Annotated in this window: 14 protein-coding genes; 11 read left to right on the top strand and 3 right to left on the bottom strand. The window is 71.1% G+C overall.

Annotated features, from left to right (window positions below; genetic code table 11):
- The first annotated feature begins 54 nt into the window (after positions 1-54).
- Positions 55-1,464, top strand: a complete 1,410-nt coding sequence (locus MNO14_RS14285) for an AMP-binding protein (RefSeq protein WP_241944356.1) — start codon at positions 55-57, stop codon at positions 1,462-1,464.
- Between the two features lie 70 nt (positions 1,465-1,534).
- Positions 1,535-1,795 carry a GlsB/YeaQ/YmgE family stress response membrane protein gene (locus MNO14_RS14280; RefSeq protein WP_241944355.1) on the top strand — a complete coding sequence of 87 codons (261 nt, stop codon included), beginning with the start codon at positions 1,535-1,537 and terminating at the stop codon, positions 1,793-1,795.
- Between the two features lie 285 nt (positions 1,796-2,080).
- Here the strand turns inward: MNO14_RS14280 and xth are convergent, their stop codons facing one another.
- The 3 genes from xth to MNO14_RS14265 form a co-directional block, all read right to left on the bottom strand.
- Complete coding sequence (gene xth, locus MNO14_RS14275; protein ID WP_241944354.1) at positions 2,081-2,860, bottom strand: exodeoxyribonuclease III; 780 nt, start codon at positions 2,858-2,860, stop codon at positions 2,081-2,083.
- A gap of 553 nt (positions 2,861-3,413) precedes the next feature.
- Complete coding sequence (locus MNO14_RS14270; RefSeq protein ID WP_241944353.1) at positions 3,414-4,694, bottom strand: HAMP domain-containing sensor histidine kinase; 1,281 nt, start codon at positions 4,692-4,694, stop codon at positions 3,414-3,416.
- A complete protein-coding gene (locus tag MNO14_RS14265) occupies positions 4,691-5,383 on the bottom strand; it encodes a response regulator transcription factor (protein WP_241944352.1) in 693 nt (230 codons plus the stop codon). The genes MNO14_RS14270 and MNO14_RS14265 overlap by 4 nt, the downstream gene beginning before the upstream one ends.
- Positions 5,384-5,537: 154 nt before the next feature.
- On the opposite strand from MNO14_RS14265, the gene MNO14_RS14260 reads away from it, so the two are divergent.
- The 9 genes from MNO14_RS14260 (at position 5,538) to MNO14_RS14220 (ending at position 15,650) form a co-directional block, all read left to right on the top strand.
- Entirely contained in the window at positions 5,538-7,496 is a 1,959-nt protein-coding gene (locus MNO14_RS14260) for an LTA synthase family protein (protein ID WP_241944351.1), read from the top strand.
- A gap of 106 nt (positions 7,497-7,602) precedes the next feature.
- A complete protein-coding gene (locus MNO14_RS14255) occupies positions 7,603-8,145 on the top strand; it encodes a gamma carbonic anhydrase family protein (RefSeq protein WP_241944350.1) in 543 nt (180 codons plus the stop codon).
- 19 nt (positions 8,146-8,164) lie between these two features.
- Positions 8,165-8,914, top strand: a complete 750-nt coding sequence (locus MNO14_RS14250) for an RDD family protein (RefSeq protein WP_241944349.1) — start codon at positions 8,165-8,167, stop codon at positions 8,912-8,914.
- Positions 8,911-9,912, top strand: a complete 1,002-nt coding sequence (locus MNO14_RS14245) for a stage II sporulation protein M (protein WP_241944348.1) — start codon at positions 8,911-8,913, stop codon at positions 9,910-9,912. The genes MNO14_RS14250 and MNO14_RS14245 overlap by 4 nt, the downstream gene beginning before the upstream one ends.
- On the top strand, positions 9,902-11,491 hold the full coding sequence (locus MNO14_RS14240; protein WP_241944347.1) for a DUF4129 domain-containing protein: 1,590 nt from the start codon (positions 9,902-9,904) through the stop codon (positions 11,489-11,491). The genes MNO14_RS14245 and MNO14_RS14240 overlap by 11 nt, the downstream gene beginning before the upstream one ends.
- Positions 11,492-11,520: 29 nt before the next feature.
- Positions 11,521-12,630, top strand: a complete 1,110-nt coding sequence (locus MNO14_RS14235; protein ID WP_241944346.1) for a DUF4350 domain-containing protein — start codon at positions 11,521-11,523, stop codon at positions 12,628-12,630.
- Positions 12,627-13,619: a MoxR family ATPase gene (locus tag MNO14_RS14230; protein WP_241944345.1), complete on the top strand. Its 993-nt coding sequence runs from the start codon at positions 12,627-12,629 to the stop codon at positions 13,617-13,619. The genes MNO14_RS14235 and MNO14_RS14230 overlap by 4 nt, the downstream gene beginning before the upstream one ends.
- 31 nt (positions 13,620-13,650) lie before the next feature.
- On the top strand, positions 13,651-14,952 hold the full coding sequence (locus tag MNO14_RS14225) for a DUF58 domain-containing protein (protein ID WP_241944344.1): 1,302 nt from the start codon (positions 13,651-13,653) through the stop codon (positions 14,950-14,952).
- Positions 14,953-15,065: 113 nt separating this feature from the next.
- Positions 15,066-15,650: a hypothetical protein gene (locus MNO14_RS14220; RefSeq protein WP_241944343.1), complete on the top strand. Its 585-nt coding sequence runs from the start codon at positions 15,066-15,068 to the stop codon at positions 15,648-15,650.
- Positions 15,651-15,656 lie beyond the last annotated feature (6 nt).

Below are 15,656 nucleotides of genomic sequence, written 5' to 3'. Positions count from 1 at the left end.
CGGATACGCGATGCCGCCGGGGCGCGCGGGCCAGTCACGAGGAGCGCAGTGCGGATGTCGGCAGTCGTTTGGGAACAGGGGGGCGTGGGGGACGCACTGGAGGCCGGGCGGCTGCCGCTGGCCGTCGGTGAGGGCGCGCGCGCGATCGCATTCGGTGCCCAGGGCCCGGTATCGCTGGCGACGTTCCTGGCGCACGTGCGCGGTGTGGCCGCGATGCTGCCCGACGCGCCGTGTGCGCTGAATCTGTGCGAGGACCGCTATCGCTTCCTGGTCGCCTTCTGCGCGGTCGCGCTGCGCGGGCAGACGACGTTGCTGCCCCCCTCGCGCACGCGCGGGGCGATTGACGATGTGCGGGCGCGCCACCCCGACAGCTACTGCGTCGGCGATCGCGGCGAGTGCGGCTGCGATGCCGGCGCCCCCGCATCGGGCGCGCTGCCGCCGCATTACCTGCGCCTGCCCGACGTCCTGCCGCTGGCGTTCGGCGACGACCTGCCTACGCTCGCCGCCGACGCGGTGGTCGCGATCGGCTTCACCTCCGGCAGCACCGGCGTGCCGACCGCCAACACCAAGACCTGGGGCAGTTTCCACGCCGGCACCCTGCAAAACCTGGCGGCGCTGGCCGACCTGCACGGCAGCGACACCTTGCCGGTGGTGGCGACGGTGCCGCCGCAGCACATGTACGGCATGGAGATGTCGGTGCTGCTGCCGCTGCTGGGTAATGTGGCGGTGCATGGCGCGCGGCCGTTCTTTCCCGAGGACATCGCCGCGGCGCTGCGCGATGCGTCGGCGCCGGCCCTGCTGGTGACCACACCGGTGCACCTGCGCACGCTGGTCGATTCGGGGGTGACGCTGCCGCCGCTGTCCGCGATCGCCACCGCGACCGCGCCGCTGCCGCAGGCGCTGGCCGCGCAGGCCGAGGCGCGCTTCGGGTGCGAGGTGCGCGAGCTGTTCGGCTCGACCGAGACCTGCATCTTCGCCCGCCGCCGGACCGCCTGCGAGACCGCCTGGACGCCGTTCGCCGGTGTGCGCCTGCAACCGGTGCCCGACGGCACGCTGGTGACTGCGCCGCACCTGCCCGAGCCGCGGATGCTGGCCGACATCGTCGAGCTCGACGCGCAGGGGCGGTTCGTGTTGCGCGGTCGTCAGGCCGACATGATCGAGATCGCCGGCAAGCGCGCGTCGCTGGCCGATCTCACCCGCCGGCTGTTGGCGATCGAAGGCGTGCGCGATGGTGTGATCTGCCAGGCGGCGACCGCCGATGCCTACGGGGTGCGGCGGATCGCGGCGGTCGTGGTCGCCGACCCTGCGCTCGACGACGCCACGCTGCTGGCCGCGCTGCGCGAGAGTACCGATCCGGTGTTCCTGCCGCGGCGGCTGCGCCGGGTGGACGCACTGCCGCGCAACGAGACCGGCAAGCTGCCGCGCGCCGCGCTCGACGCTCTGCTCGGCGACGCGGTGGCCTGACCGCGTCGTCCGTGTGCTGACGGCCGCCGGCGCGCCCGGCGGCTCCCTTTCGCAATTGGAGGTTGCGGGTATGGAACCGACGTCGTTCTGGTCCTGGGTGTTCTATCTGTTCGTCGGCGGCATCGCCGGCTGGCTGGCAAGCCTGCTGATGCGCAGTCGTGGCCAGGGCATCGTGCTCAATATCGTGGTCGGCATCGTCGGCGGCTTCATCGGTGGCTGGCTGTTGCCCAGGATCGGGCTGAGCGTCGGCGGCGGCTGGCTCGGCTTCCTGGTCACCGCCTTCCTCGGCGCGGTGATCCTGCTGGCGATCGTCAACCTGTTCCGCCGCTGACCCCACAACCGGGGTCAGAGTCGATTTTTGCTCTTCTCCCGAATTGAAGATGGAAGTTCCACTTCGGATAGGCAGCGACCTGACCGCCGGAAGCCGCTTTCCCCTCGGTCAGTGCATCCTGCCCTGACTCGGGCGCACGCCATCCATGGCGTGCTCGACGCGGCCACCGGCTGTCAGTCCGCTGCTTCTGGCGATGACAACCGAACTCCTTTTGGACGCGGTATCTCCCGCTGTAAAAAGTAGTCGCGCGCCTCGAACTCAGTGCGTTGTGCTGGTTTTTCGCGGCTACCGGTCCAGCCGCAGTTCGACCCACGCTGGTGCATGATCGCTGGGCCGGTCCCAGGTGCGCGGTTCGCGGTCGATGCCCGCGGCCAGCGCGCGGTCGCGCAGGGCATCGGAGACCAGGGTCAGGTCGATGCGCAGGCCAAGGTCACGGCGGAACGCGGCCTGACGGTAGTCCCACCAACTGAACATCCCGCCCTGCGCGTGGTGCAGGCGGAACGCGTCGTGCAGGCCCAGTGCCTGCAGCCGGCGCAGCGCGTCGCGCTCGGCGCTCGAGGTAAGGATGTGGCTGTCGTTCCAGACCTCGGGGTCGTGCACGTCACGCGCATCGGGCGCGATGTTGAAGTCGCCCAGCACCACCAGGTGCGGATGGACCGCCAGTTCGCGCGCGACCCAGTCGTGCACCGCCTCGAGCCAGCGCAGTTTGTAGGCATACTTGTCGGTGCCCACGTCCTGGCCGTTGACGACATAGAGGTCGATCACACGCACGCCGTCGATCGTCGCGGCGATTACGCGCTTCTGGTCGTCCTCGAAGCCGGGGATGCCGATCTGCACGTCGGCGATCGCGCGCTCACGCGCCAGCAGTGCGACGCCGTTGTAGGTCTTCTGGCCGGAGAACACGCTGCGGTAGCCGAGCGCGGCCAGCGCCGAGTCGGGGAACTTCGCATCCTCGAGCTTGGTTTCCTGCAGCCCGACGATGTCCGGCTGCGCCTCGCGCAGCCACTGCTCGAGGTGCGGCAGGCGGACATTGAGCGAATTGACGTTCCAGCTGGCGATCTTCATTCAGTGCTTCACTTGTTGATGGCTTGGAGGGCTCGCAGGGCGGTTGTGCATGCCAGGACCACGTGGCGACCGCCTGACTGCCGAGATCTCGGCGCTTGAGACCCGGGCGCATTTCATCACATGGATCCAGGCTGCCTTCGGACGGCCTCGCAGCGTGCTGGCAACGAGCCGCATTCTATGCGCCAGAGCCGATAAGTACCGGTTATCGGAATTGGCTAACAAATGTGAAATATGTGCTGATTCCGATAGGGCTGCGGCCGTCCAGCAGCATTGACAGCGCAGTTTTAATGCCTGCGCTTGCTCCGTCGCCTCGGCTTGCCGGTCGCTTACGCGCGGATCGCGACCTTCAGGGCAAACGAAGGCACTGAAGGTCGCGCGCTGCATAGGTCCGTCAGCGCCGGCGTCGGGCGCCGGATGCGCGTGCTGCTGGCAGGTCTGAAGACCTGAAGGGCTGCGCAGCGCCGTGGCGCCTCTGCACCTGGCCGTGCCGTGACGCTGTGCGTCCCCACTGCCGGTGCGCACCATGCGGTTCAGCGGACGGTGCGCATGCCACTCAACGCGCGCTGCCGGATGCGTGCATGCGCAGTGTGGCGGTGGTGCCACCGCCCGGCGCCGAGTCGATCTCCAGCGCCCAGCCCAGGTGTTCGCAGACCCGTGCGATCAGCTCCAGGCCGATGCCGTCGCCCACCGGGGCCGCGCTGCGCGCCATGCGCGAGTAGATCGTGCTGATCTGTTCGGGCGACATGCCGTGGCCGGGATCGCGGATGACGACGGTCGCATCGGCCGACAGGATGATCTCGATGCGGCCGTCGTCGCTGTGTTCGATCGCGTTGCGCAGCAGGTTGCCCACGGTCGCGCGGACCACGCCGGGTGGCGCGAGGATCGTGCACGGTTGCGGCGCGTGCAGGACGATCTCCAGGGCCTTGTCGCGGGTGAGGTGGCGGTGTTCGTCGATGATCGCCGGCAGCAACCCTGACAGTTCGATCGGGTGGCCAGTCTGCAGCAGGCGTGTCGGGTCCTTGGCCAGCGCCAACAGCAGCGCGATCAGCCGGTCCATGTCATCGGCGGTGTGGCGGATGCGTCGCAGCTGGTGGGCGGTCGTGGCCGGCACGTCGGGAGCGGCGAGTGCGAGTTCTGCTGCGCCCGACATCACCGCCACCGGCGTGCGCAGTTCGTGGCTGGCGGTGCGGATGAACGCCCGTTCGCGTTCGACGAAGCGCTCGTTGCGGTGCAGGTAGTCGTTGAGCGCGGCAGCAATGACCTCCAGCTCCGAACTGGCCTGCGGCTCGGGCACGACGCGTTGCCCGGCACGGTCGGGCGAGAGCGCGGCGATGTCGCGCGCCAGCGTCGTCAGCGGGCGCAGGGCACGTCCCAGACCGACCGCCATCACCGCGCCCATCAGCAGCACCAGCAATACCGACGAGCCGAGGATGAACAGTGTCAGCCGGTCCTCCTCGCGCTCCATCTCGGTGATGTCCAATGTGAGCACGTGGCGCAGGCCGTCGACATGGTCCACCAGCACCAGGATTTCGGTGCCGTCGGCGAGCTCGACCTCGTCGTGGATGCCGTCGGGCAGCCCGCGCGTCTCGGGCGGCGCACCGGCATCGCCCACGTACAGGCGCAAGCTGTCCGAATCGCTCCAGCGGTACTGCGGGTCGCTGGCACGGCGGTCGAGGTGGCGGGTGAATTCGGTACGCAGCATCGAATCCCACAGCAGGCGCTCGGCGTACTCGTTGACCAGAAAGCCGTGCAACGACACCCCGGCTGCCAGCAGCAGCGCGTAGGCCGCCAGCCAGTAGAGGATGCGGGTGCGCAGGCTGCGGTTCCGACTCATCCGGGCGGGCACGCTTCGGCGGGCGCGACGAGCCGGTAGCCGTAGCGCGGGAGGGTGCGGATCAGCTTGACCGGGAACGGGCCGTCGACGCTGCGGCGCAGGTCGTAGATGTGCGAACGGAGCATGTCGCCATCGGGCGGTGCGTCGCCCCACAGCGCGTGTTCGAGCAGCCGGCGTTCGACCGCGGCGGGGCTGGCCTGCATCAGCGTCTCGAGCAGTTTGCGTCCGGCCGGGTACAGGTGCAGGACCTGGCCGGCACGCGTGGCCTCCAGTGTGTCTAGGTCCAGGCGCAGGTCGTGGATCTGCAGCGCGCGCGGGCTGCGCCGACCGCGCGCACGCGCGAGCACGGCATCGAGCCGGACCTCGAGTTCGGGCAGGGCAAAGGGCTTGGTCAGGTAGTCGTCGGCACCGGCGCGGAAACCGACGAGCTTGTCGTGCAGGTCGTCGCGCGCGGTGAGCATGATCACCGGCGTATCGATCGCATGCTCGCGCAGCCGTTGCAGCAGCGTGCAGCCATCCAGCCGCGGCAGCATCCAATCCAGGATGATCGCGTCATAGCGCTGGGTCACGGCCAGATGCAGGCCGACGATGCCATCCGGCGCGGCGTCCATCTCGTGGCCGCGCGGTTCGAAGTATTCGAACAGGTTGCCGACGAGGTTGCGGTTGTCCTCGACCACGAGCAGTCGCATCGGTCCTTCCCACGGCGTCGAGCCGCATCGCGACCGATGATACGGCCGCCAGTCGCGGCGTTACGACAGATTTCCGACATCTTTCCCATGCGTTTCCAACAGGCCGCTGGCGATTCTGTCGCCACCGCCCCTTTCCCGGCGGATGGAATCGGCGATGACCAGGCTGCACGGGGCGCTTGCCCGGCTCCGCCCTGTACTGGGCATCTGTGTGCTCGGCCTGTTGCTGCTGAGCCTGTCGCGGCTGGGCCTGGCGGGCTGGCACCACGCCCAGGTCAGCGCAGTCGACGGCTGGGCGCAGGTGCTGCTGCAGGGCCTGCGGGTGGACATCGCCAGCGTCTGCCTGCTGTTCGGCGTGCTCGCCGCGCTGCTGGTGTTGCTGCCCGCGCGCGTGCTCGCCTGGCGCGCGGTGCGCTGGGCGGCGATCGCGTGGCTGGTCGCGGGCGCCACGCTGCTGGCCGGTCTGGAGTTGGCGACGCCGGGCTTCATGCAGGAGTACGGGCTGCGTCCCAACCGCTTGTTCGTCGAATACCTGGCGTATCCGCGCGAAGTGCTGTCGATGCTGGCCGGCGGCCGTCTGTTGGAATGCATCGCGGTACTGGGAGGCACCGGCCTGGTGGCCTGGGGCAGCATCCGCCTGGTGCGCCATTGGTGGCCCCGGGACGACGTGCCGCTGCCCGGACTGCCGGTGCGCGCGGTGCTGGCGCTGCTGGTGCTCGCGCTCGCGGCGCTGGGGGTGCGCTCGACCCTGGGGCATCGGCCGATGAACCCCGCGATGCTGGCCTTCAGCAGTGATCCCACGGTCAACACGTTGCCGCTGAACTCGTTCTATTCGCTGGGCGACGCGTTGCGCGGCTGGCTGCGCCACGAGGACAGCGCGCAGGCGCTGTACGGCGGACTGCCCGATGCGGAAGTGCTCGCGACGGTGCGCCGCGACACCGGACTGCCGGCGGCCGCGTTCGCCGACCCGGCGATCCCCACGCTCGCGGCGCGCACGCCCACGTGGCAGGGACGGCCGAAAAACCTGGTCATCGTGCTCGAGGAGAGCCTCGGCGCGCAGTTCATCGGCAGCCTGGGCGGGCGCCCGCTGTCGCCGCACTACGACGCACTCTCTCGTCAGGGCTGGGCGTTCACCCGGCTCTATGCGACCGGCACGCGTTCGGTGCGGGGCATCGAGGCAGTCGTCGCCGGGTTCGCGCCGACCCCAGCGCAGGCCGTGGTCAAGCGGGAACGCAGCCAGCATGGCTTCTTCACCCTGGCCGAGGTGCTGCGCCGGCGCGGTTACGACACCACGTTCTACTACGGGGGCGAGAGCCATTTCGACAACATGCGCGGGTTCTTCCTGGGGAATGGCTTTGGTCGCGTGATCGAGCAGCGCGACTATCGCAACCCGACCTTCGTCGGCGCCTGGGGCGTGTCGGACGAGGACCTGTTCGCGCGCGCCGACAGCGAGTTCGCGCGGCTGCATGCGAAGGGCCAGCCATTCTTCGGCTTCGTGTTCACCTCGAGCAATCACGATCCCTTCGAGTTCCCGCAAGGGCGCATTGCGCCCTATACGCAGCCGCTGCACACCCGCGACAACGCCGCCAAGTACGCCGACCACGCGCTGGGTGGCTTCTTCGCGCGCGCGATGGCCCGCGATTACTGGCGCGACACGGTCTTCCTGGTCGTGGCCGACCACGACTCGCGGGTATTCGGCCGAGACCTGGTGCCGATCGACAATTTCCACATCCCCGGGCTGATTCTCGGCGAAGGCATCGCGCCGCGCCGCGATGACCGCATCGCCAGCCAGATCGATCTGGGACCGACGCTGCTGTCGCTGATCGGCATCGGCGATGCCACGCCGATGACCGGCCGCGACCTCTCCGATCCGCACCTCAGTCTGCCCGGACGGGCGCTGATGCAGTACGACCGCAACTTCGCGTGGCTGCAGGGCGAGGACGTGGTGGTGTTCCAGCCCGACAAGCCGCCGAGCCAGTACCGCGACACGCCCGGGACCGGGGTGCTGCGTCCGGCCGCGCTGTCGCCGGCGCTGGTCCGGCAGGCGCATGCGCAGGCGCTGTGGGGCTCGCTCGCCTACGCCCGCGACTGGTACCGGCTGCCGCCCGCGCGCTGAGCCCTCGCGCGGCGGTGTCGGTCCCGGGCCGCGCCGCGGACGATCGCGGCGTCGCGGCACCGGCGCGATGGGGGCAAAGCCGCGGCCGGGCAGGCATACTCGCGCGATGAACCTGCGCCCCTATCGCAACATCGCCCCGCAGCTCGGCGCCCGCGTCTATGTGGATCCCGCCGCGACCGTGATCGGTGACGTGCATCTTGGCGACGATGTCTCGGTCTGGCCCGGCACGGTGATCCGCGGCGACGTCAACCATGTCCGCATCGGCCCACGCACCAGCGTGCAGGACGGCACTGTGATCCACGTCAGCCACGCCGGCCCGCATGCCAAGCTCGGCGGCTTTGCGACGATCGTCGGCAGCGACGTCACCGTCGGCCACAAGGCGATCCTGCATGCCTGCACGATCGGCGATGCGGTGCTGGTGGGCATGGGCGCGATCGTGCTCGACGGTGTCGTCGTTGGCCGCCACGCGATGATCGGCGCCGGTGCGGTGGTGCCGCCGGGGCGCGAGATCGGCGAGGGCGAGCTGTGGGTCGGCAATCCGGCGCGCTGCGTGCGCCGGCTCACCGAGGCGCAGATCGAGGGACTGCGCTACAGCGCAGCGCACTACGTCCGGCTCAAGGACGAGTATCTCGCCGCGATGGCGGCCTGAGCGGGACGACGTACGACGCATGAGCGGCACGGAGCCGGAGCGCAGGGAGGCAGCGGCAGCAGCGCGCGCGCAGGCGCCCGTGGCGCTGCTCGACACCGTGCGCGAGGTGCACACGCCCGAAGGCGTGGCCCTGCAGCTGCCGGCGGCCGGCCCGGTGCCGCGCGCGGTCGCCTGGCTGATCGACCTGGGCATCCGTGGCGTTCTGCTGCTGGCCGCGTCGATCGTGCTCGGTCTGCTGGGCCGGGTCGGCTCGGGCGTCTACATGGTGACGCTGTTCGTGATCTTCTGGGGCTATCCGGTGCTGTTCGAGGCTCTGGCGGGCGGCCGCACCCCGGGCAAGCGCGCGTTGTCATTGCGCGTGGTCTCGGCCGATGGTGCGCCGATCGGCTGGATGGCTAGCTTTGTGCGCAACCTGATGCGCACCGTCGACATGCTGCCGATGGGCTACGGCGCCGGCCTGGTGGCCTGCCTGGCCGATCCCTGGAGCCGGCGGCTGGGCGACATGGTCGCCGGCACGCTGGTGATCCATGCGCCCCGTGACCGCACGTTGCCGACCGCGCTGGAACTGCAGCCGCAGGCCCCGGCCGTGCCGCTGCAGGCGCATGAGCAGATCGCGGTGATCGCGTTCGCCGAGCGCGCGGGCACGCTCACGCCCGGGCGGCAGCAGGAGCTGGCCGACGTGGTCGCGCCGGTGACCGGTGCGCGCGGCGAGGTGGGGGTGCTGCGCCTGCTGGGCATCGCGAACTGGCTGCTGGGGCGCCGCGCATGAGGCAGGACAGCTTCGTCGCCCGGCACGCGGCCGAATGGGATGCGTTCGAGCGCTGGCTCGATGCACGCGCGGCCAGCCCCTGGCGCGCACGCCGCCACCGCAGCGGCTGGGACGGCCTGAGCGATGAGGAGATCCCCTCGCGCTACCGCCGGCTGTGCCAGCAGCAGGCGCTCGCACGTCGGCGCGGCTACAGCCCGCAGCTCACCGCGCGGCTGCAGGCGCTGATGCAGCGCGGCCATGCGGTGATGTATCGCCCGCCGCCGCCGCCCTGGCGGCGCGCGCTGCTGTTCCTGTTGGCCGAATTCCCGCGTCTGGTGCGCGCCCAGCGCGGTTGCCTGTGGGCATCGCTGGCATTGTTCGCCTTGCCGATGGCGCTGCTGTTCGCGCTGGTGCTGCGCTGGCCGGAGCTGGCCTATACGGTGCTCTCGCCGTCGCAGCTGGCCGAGATGGAATCGATGTACGACCCGGCCGGGGCGGACCTGGCCTTCCAGCGCTCGGGGCAGACCGATGTGCAGATGTTCGGCTACTACATCTGGAACAACGTCAGCATCGGGTTCCGCACCTTCGCCAGCGGGCTGCTGGCGGGCGTGGGCACGATCTTCGTGCTGCTGTTCAATGGCGTGTTCTTCGGCGTCGTCGCTGGCCACCTGCAGGCGATCGGTCATGGCGGCCCGTTCTGGCGCTTCGTGGTCGGCCATTCGGCGCCCGAGCTCACCGCGATCGTGATCGCCGGGGCCGGCGGCCTGCGGCTGGGCCTGGCGCTGGTCGCGCCGGGACCGTTGCGGCGGGTCGATGCGGTGGTGCAGGCCGGGCGCGATGGCGGCCGGCTGTGCATCGGCATTCTGGTGATGCTCGTGTTCGCGGCGTTCGTCGAGGCGTTCTGGTCGTCGACCGGTGCGATTCCCGATCCGGTGCGCTTCGGGGTCGGCGGCGGGCTGTGGCTGCTGGTGCTGCTGTGGCTGTGGCGCGGCGGGCGTGGAGGCGTGGATGCGCGTTGAGTCGGTCCAGGTCGAGCTGCGCCCGCGGACCGGCTGGGAAGCGATGGAACTGGGCAATGCGCTGGTGCGCCGGCATGCGGCGGCGATCTGGGGGCCGTGGCTGGCGTGCGCGCTGCCGCTGTTTGTCGCGGTCAACGCCGCAGCCTGGGCGATCGACCGCCTCTGGCTGGCGACGCTGGCGCTGTGGTGGCTGGCGCCGTTGCTCGACCGGATTCCGTTGTTTGTGCTCTCGCGCGCGGTGTTCGGCGCCGCGCCGCGGCCGCGGCAGACACTCGCCGCGCAGTTGCGCTGGGGTTGGCGCCCGATGCTCGGCTATCTGACCTGGCGCCGGTTCAGTCCGTGGCGGGCGGTGGCGCTGCCGGTCGCACTGCTCGAAGGCCTGACCGGACCGGCGCTGGCGCAGCGCCGGCGGCTGCTGGTCGACGGTGTCGGCGGGCATGCGCTGTTGCTGGCGATCGTCGGTCAGCTGTTCGTCGGCGTGCTGGTGCTGTCGCTGGTCTCGCTGGTGCTGCTGTTCGTGCCGGCCGAGCTGCTGTCGGAGTCGGCGCGCGCGATGTGGGCGTTGATCACCCAGCAGCCTCCGCGCTGGGCGCAGGTGCTGGGCAATCTGGCGCTTTGGCTGGCGATCGGTCTGATCGCGCCGTTCCAGGTTGGTGCCGGGTTCGGGCTGTACCTCAACCGGCGCACGCAATTGGAGGCCTGGGACCTGGAGATCGCGTTCCGGCGGCTGCGCGCGCGGATCGCGCCGGCGGCCTCGACCGTCGCGGTCGCGCTGTTGGCGGGCCTGTTGCTGGCCGCCGGGCCGTCGCAGGCGCAACAGGCCCCGGCCGACGACCCGCTGGCGCCGACCAAGACCTGGACGCCCGAGGACCGGGAGCGGGACCGCGAGCCGAGCACGTCGGCGGTCTCGCTGCAGGACGTATTCGATGACCAGTTCGCGCAGCATGCGGATTTCGGCGAGTCCGTCGAGCGCGCGTACGCCGATCCCTTGCTCGATAACCGGCGGATCGAGCGGCGCTGGCAGCCCAAAACGCGCGACGACAAGGCACGCGACCGCAGCAGCACGCTCGATCCGGGTGTGTTCGCGGCGATCGCAAAGGTGCTCGCGCTGATCGCCGAGTACGGGCTGTGGATCGTGTTCGGCCTGATTGTGCTGGCCCTCGCGCTGACCGCACGCCGCTGGTGGCCGTGGATGCGCGACGGGCTCGCCGCGCCGGACGCGCCCAGCGAGATCGTCGTCGATGCGGCGCCGCCACTGCCCGAGGCCTTGCCCGATGATCTGGTGACGACTGCGCGGACGCTGTGGCGCGCGGGCCAGCGGCGGCGTGCGCTGGCACTGCTCTACCGCGGCAGCGTCGAGGCGATGGCCGAACGGGCCGGGGTGACCCTGGTCCCGGGCGCGACCGAAGCGCAGTGCCTGCGCGCGTCGCGGCGTCTGCCAGAGGCCGGCGACCGTGACGCGTTCGCAGGCATGGTGCGGGTCTGGCAGCGCGCCGCGTACGGCGGGCGCTTGCCCGACGACACCGCCTTCGAGGCGCTGGTCGCCGAGTTGGCGCCGCGCTTCGGGTGGGCGTCCTGATGGGCTGGCCGGCGCGGATCGGAGTGGGCGTGCTGGCGGCTCTCGTGCTCGCGCTGAGCGTGGCGTTGTTCCTGCACACCCACGAGCGCGTGGACGAGGAGCGCACGCTGCCGCCGCGTGGTGAGGCCGCCTACAACCCGCTGTACGCGTTGCGCCAGGCGCTGCGCGAGGCCGGGGTGCCGGCGCAGTCGCGCCAGCGCCTGCGCCTGGACGCGATCGCACTGGGGCCCCGCGACACGCTGGTGGTCTACAGCGATCCGGGGGCGATGACGCCGGCGGAGATCGAGACCGTGCTCGACTGGGTCGACGGCGGCGGTCACCTGGTGGTGCGCACGCCGCCACCGCGACTGCGCGACGAGGCGACGCGGCCGCGGACCTTGCTCGGCGCCTTGGGCGTGCAACTGGTCGACGGCCCCGGGGTCTGCGAGCACCTGCGGATCGAAGACCAGCCGCCGCATACCGAGTTCTGCGGCGGCCGCCGCTTCCAGCTTGACGCGGTCGCGCCGTGGCTGGCCTGGGGCGACCCGGACGGCCATCTCGCCTATGCCCGCTTCGCTCACGGCGAGGGCTGGGTCGATGTGCTCGCCGACATGGATTTCCTCGCCAACGACGCGTTGCGCGAGGGCCCGCACTGGATGCTCGCGCGCCAGGTGCTGGCGCCGAACTGGGGCGAGGGCACCGTGCACCTGGTCTACGCGGCCAGCGTGCCGCCGCTGTGGTACCTGCTGCTGACGCGGGGCTGGATGGCCTGGGGTCCGCTGTTGCTGGCACTGGCGGCCTGGCTGTGGATGCGCACCCAGCGGTTGGGCCCATTGCGCCCGTCGCCGCCTGCGGCGCGCCGCGCGCTGCTCGAACACGTGCGCGCCAGCGGCGAACACCTGGTGCGCTACGGCCGTGCGCCGCTGCTCTACGAGGCGGTCCGCGAGGCGTTCCTGGCGCGCCTGCGCCGGCGTGATCCGCTCGCCGCCTCGCTCGAGGGCGAGGCCCGCGACCAGGCCATCGCCGCGCGTACCGGCCTGTCGCCGCGCGAGGTCCGCCAGGCCCTGCTCGCGCCCCGTCCCGACGATGCCAAGGCGCTGCGCCAGCGCATCGCCCGCCTGATCCAGATGCGATCGAACCTCACGAGACCCCGACCATGAGCGAACTGCCCGTGTCCCCGCCCGCGCCGATCACCGGCGATGTCCTCGCCGAACGCGTCGCCGCCGTCCGCGACGAAGTCGCCAAGGCCTTCATCGGCCAGCCCGAGGTGCTCGACCAGATCCTGGTCGCGCTGCTGGCCGGCGGTCACGTGCTGCTCGAAGGCGTGCCGGGCCTGGGTAAGACACTGCTGGTGCGGGCGCTGGCGGCCGCGCTGGGCTGCAACTTCGCGCGCGTGCAGTTCACGCCCGATCTGATGCCCAGCGATGTCAGCGGCCATGCCGTGTGGGACACCAAGAGCGAGACCTTCGTCGTGCGCCGCGGGCCGATCTTCACCAACCTGCTGCTGGCCGACGAGATCAACCGCGCGCCGGCCAAGACCCAGTCCGCGCTGCTGGAGGCGATGCAGGAACAGCAGGTCACGATCGAGGGCCACAGCTTCGAGCTGCCGCCGCCGTTCATGACCCTGGCCACGCAGAACCCGGTGGAGCAGGAGGGCACCTATCCGCTGCCCGAGGCGCAGCTCGATCGCTTTCTGCTCAAGGTGCTGATCGATTACCCCGGGCATGAGGACGAGGTCGCGATGGTGACCGCGATCAGCGGGGGCAAGGTCGCTGCCGATTTCGACCTCTCGCAACTGGCGACGGTGTTGGCGCCGGGCGAGATCGTCGCGTTGCAGCAGGGCACGGCGACGACCGTCGTCGATGCCGCGGTCGTCGACTATGCGGTGCGCATCGCCGGCGCGACCCGGCGCTGGCCGGGCATCGCGCTGGGCGCCGGTCCCCGCGGCAGCCTGGCGCTGATCCGCGCCGGGCGCGCGCAGGCGGTGCTGGCCGGGCGGGATTTCGTGACCCCCGACGACATCCGCGAGATCGCCACGCCCGCGCTGCGCCATCGCATCGCGCTCGCGCCGGAACTGCAGATCGAAGGCCAGGACGCCGACCAGGTGCTGCAGGCGGTGCTGGCCAAGGTCGACGCGCCGCGCCGATGACCTCGGGCCTTCGCCAACGCGGAGTGCAGGCATGAGACCGACGCCGGTCCTGATCGGGCTGCTCGTGGTCTGGGGCCTGGCCGGCGTGGCCGCTTCGCTGTGGCCGGCCGCGGTGCTGCCGTGGCAGACGATCGGTGCGCTCTTGCTGGCCCTGTCGATCGGCGACCTGGCAGTGCTGGCGCGCCGGCCCACGCCGGATGTCGTGCGCACGGTGCCCGAGGCCTGGCCGATCGGGGTGACTCGCCCGGCGGTGCTGCAGATCGAGGGCGGCGCACGTGTGCAGCACCTGGACGTGCACGACCTGCATCCGCCGGACTGGGAGGTGACGGGCCTGCCGCGGCGGCTGCGGCTCGCGCCGGGCACGGTCGCCCGGGTCGAGTACCGGCTGCGCCCGACCCGGCGCGGCGAGACCGCCTTCGACGGCGTGCAGCTGCGCCTGCGCTCGCCGCTGGCACTGTGGTGGCAGCGGCGCGATACCGGTACGCGGCAGCGCGTGCGCGTGTTCCCGAACTTCGCACCGCTGACCCGGCTCGCGCTGCTCAGCGCCGACCAGGCCTCGCGGCTGGTCGGGGCGCACATCAAGCGGCGACGCGGCGAGGGCACCGATTTCCACCAGATGCGCGAATACCGCGTCGGCGACAGCCTGCGCCAGATCGACTGGAAGGCCAGTTCACGCGCGCGCAAGCTGATCTCGCGCGAGTACCAGGACGAGAAGAACCAGCAACTGGTCGTGGTGCTCGACACCGGGCGGCGGATGCTTGCCCAGGACGGCGCGCTGTCGCACTTCGACCACGCGCTCGACGCGGCGCTCGTGGTGTCTTATCTCGCACTGCGCCAGGGCGATGCGGTCGGCCTGCTGGCGACCGGCGGCGATGCGCGCTGGATGGCGCCGCAGCGCGGCATGGGCGCGGTCGACACGCTGCTGCGCGTGAGCTACGACCTGCAACCGCAGGCGGTGGCGACCGACTACCTGGCCGCGGCGACCGAACTGTCGCTGCGCCAGCGTCGGCGCGGTCTGCTGATGCTGGTGACCAACCTGCGCGACGAGGACATCGAGGATGTGCTGGCCGCGGTGCGCATGCTGCAGAAGCGGCATCTGGTCGTCGTCGCCTCGCTGCGCGAGCGCGCGCTCGACGAGGTGCTCGATGCCGAAGTGCACGATCACGACGACGCCGTGCGTGCCGGCGCCACCGCACGTTACCTGGCCCAGCGCAAGGCGGCGCATGATGCGCTGCGTAATCACCGCGTCACCGTGCTCGACGTCACCGGCGAGCAATTGCCCTCCGCGCTCGTCGAGCGCTATCTGGCGGTCAAGCGCGACGGCATGCTGTGAGGCGGACGCCAGTTCACGCGATGCGCATGCGATCGCGCTAGGCTGCCCGCGCGCGCCAGGACGCCGCGCAGGGGGAGGGTCCGGCCGCGATGCCCGCCATCGAAGGAGTCGCCATGTCTACCGTTCGTCCTCAAATCCCATCCGCGGCCGCTCGCCGCCCGCGCGCGCTGCGTGTCGTCACGGCCACTGCACTGCTCGCGCTGTTGTCGGCCTGCGCGGCCACCGTGCAGCGGCCGGCCGGCGCTCCGGTCGAGCCGGTTGCGATCGATGGCGACGTGCGCCAGGTCGTGCTGGTCGTCGAGGGCAGCGACGCCGCACGCGCGTCGGACGATTGGTCGAAGTTCCGTGCGCTGTGGGACGAGGCGATCCGCAACTCGGCGTCGGCCGCCGGGCTGCAGGGCAGTGTGCGCGACAGCCGGCCGGCCACGCTCGATCCGCCCGGGGTCGTGGTGGTCCTGCGTGTGGACAGCTACCGCTATGTGTCGACCGGCGCCCGTATCGGTCTGGGCGTGATGACCGGCAACGCGCACATCAAGGCCAGCGCGCAGTTCGTGCAGGTGCCGGGAGGCCGGGTCGTCGCCACGCGCAGCTACGACACGACCTCGAGCGCCTGGCAGGGCGTCTTCGCGCCGATGACCACCAAGCAGGTGAAGGCGATCGCCGATGGCATCGTCGCCGAGGTCCGCGGCGGCGGTTGAACCGGC

Origin of the sequence: Luteimonas sp. S4-F44 (assembly GCF_022637415.1) — a bacterium.
Lineage (GTDB): Bacteria > Pseudomonadota > Gammaproteobacteria > Xanthomonadales > Xanthomonadaceae > Luteimonas.
This window is presented reverse-complemented; position numbering and strand designations above follow the sequence as displayed.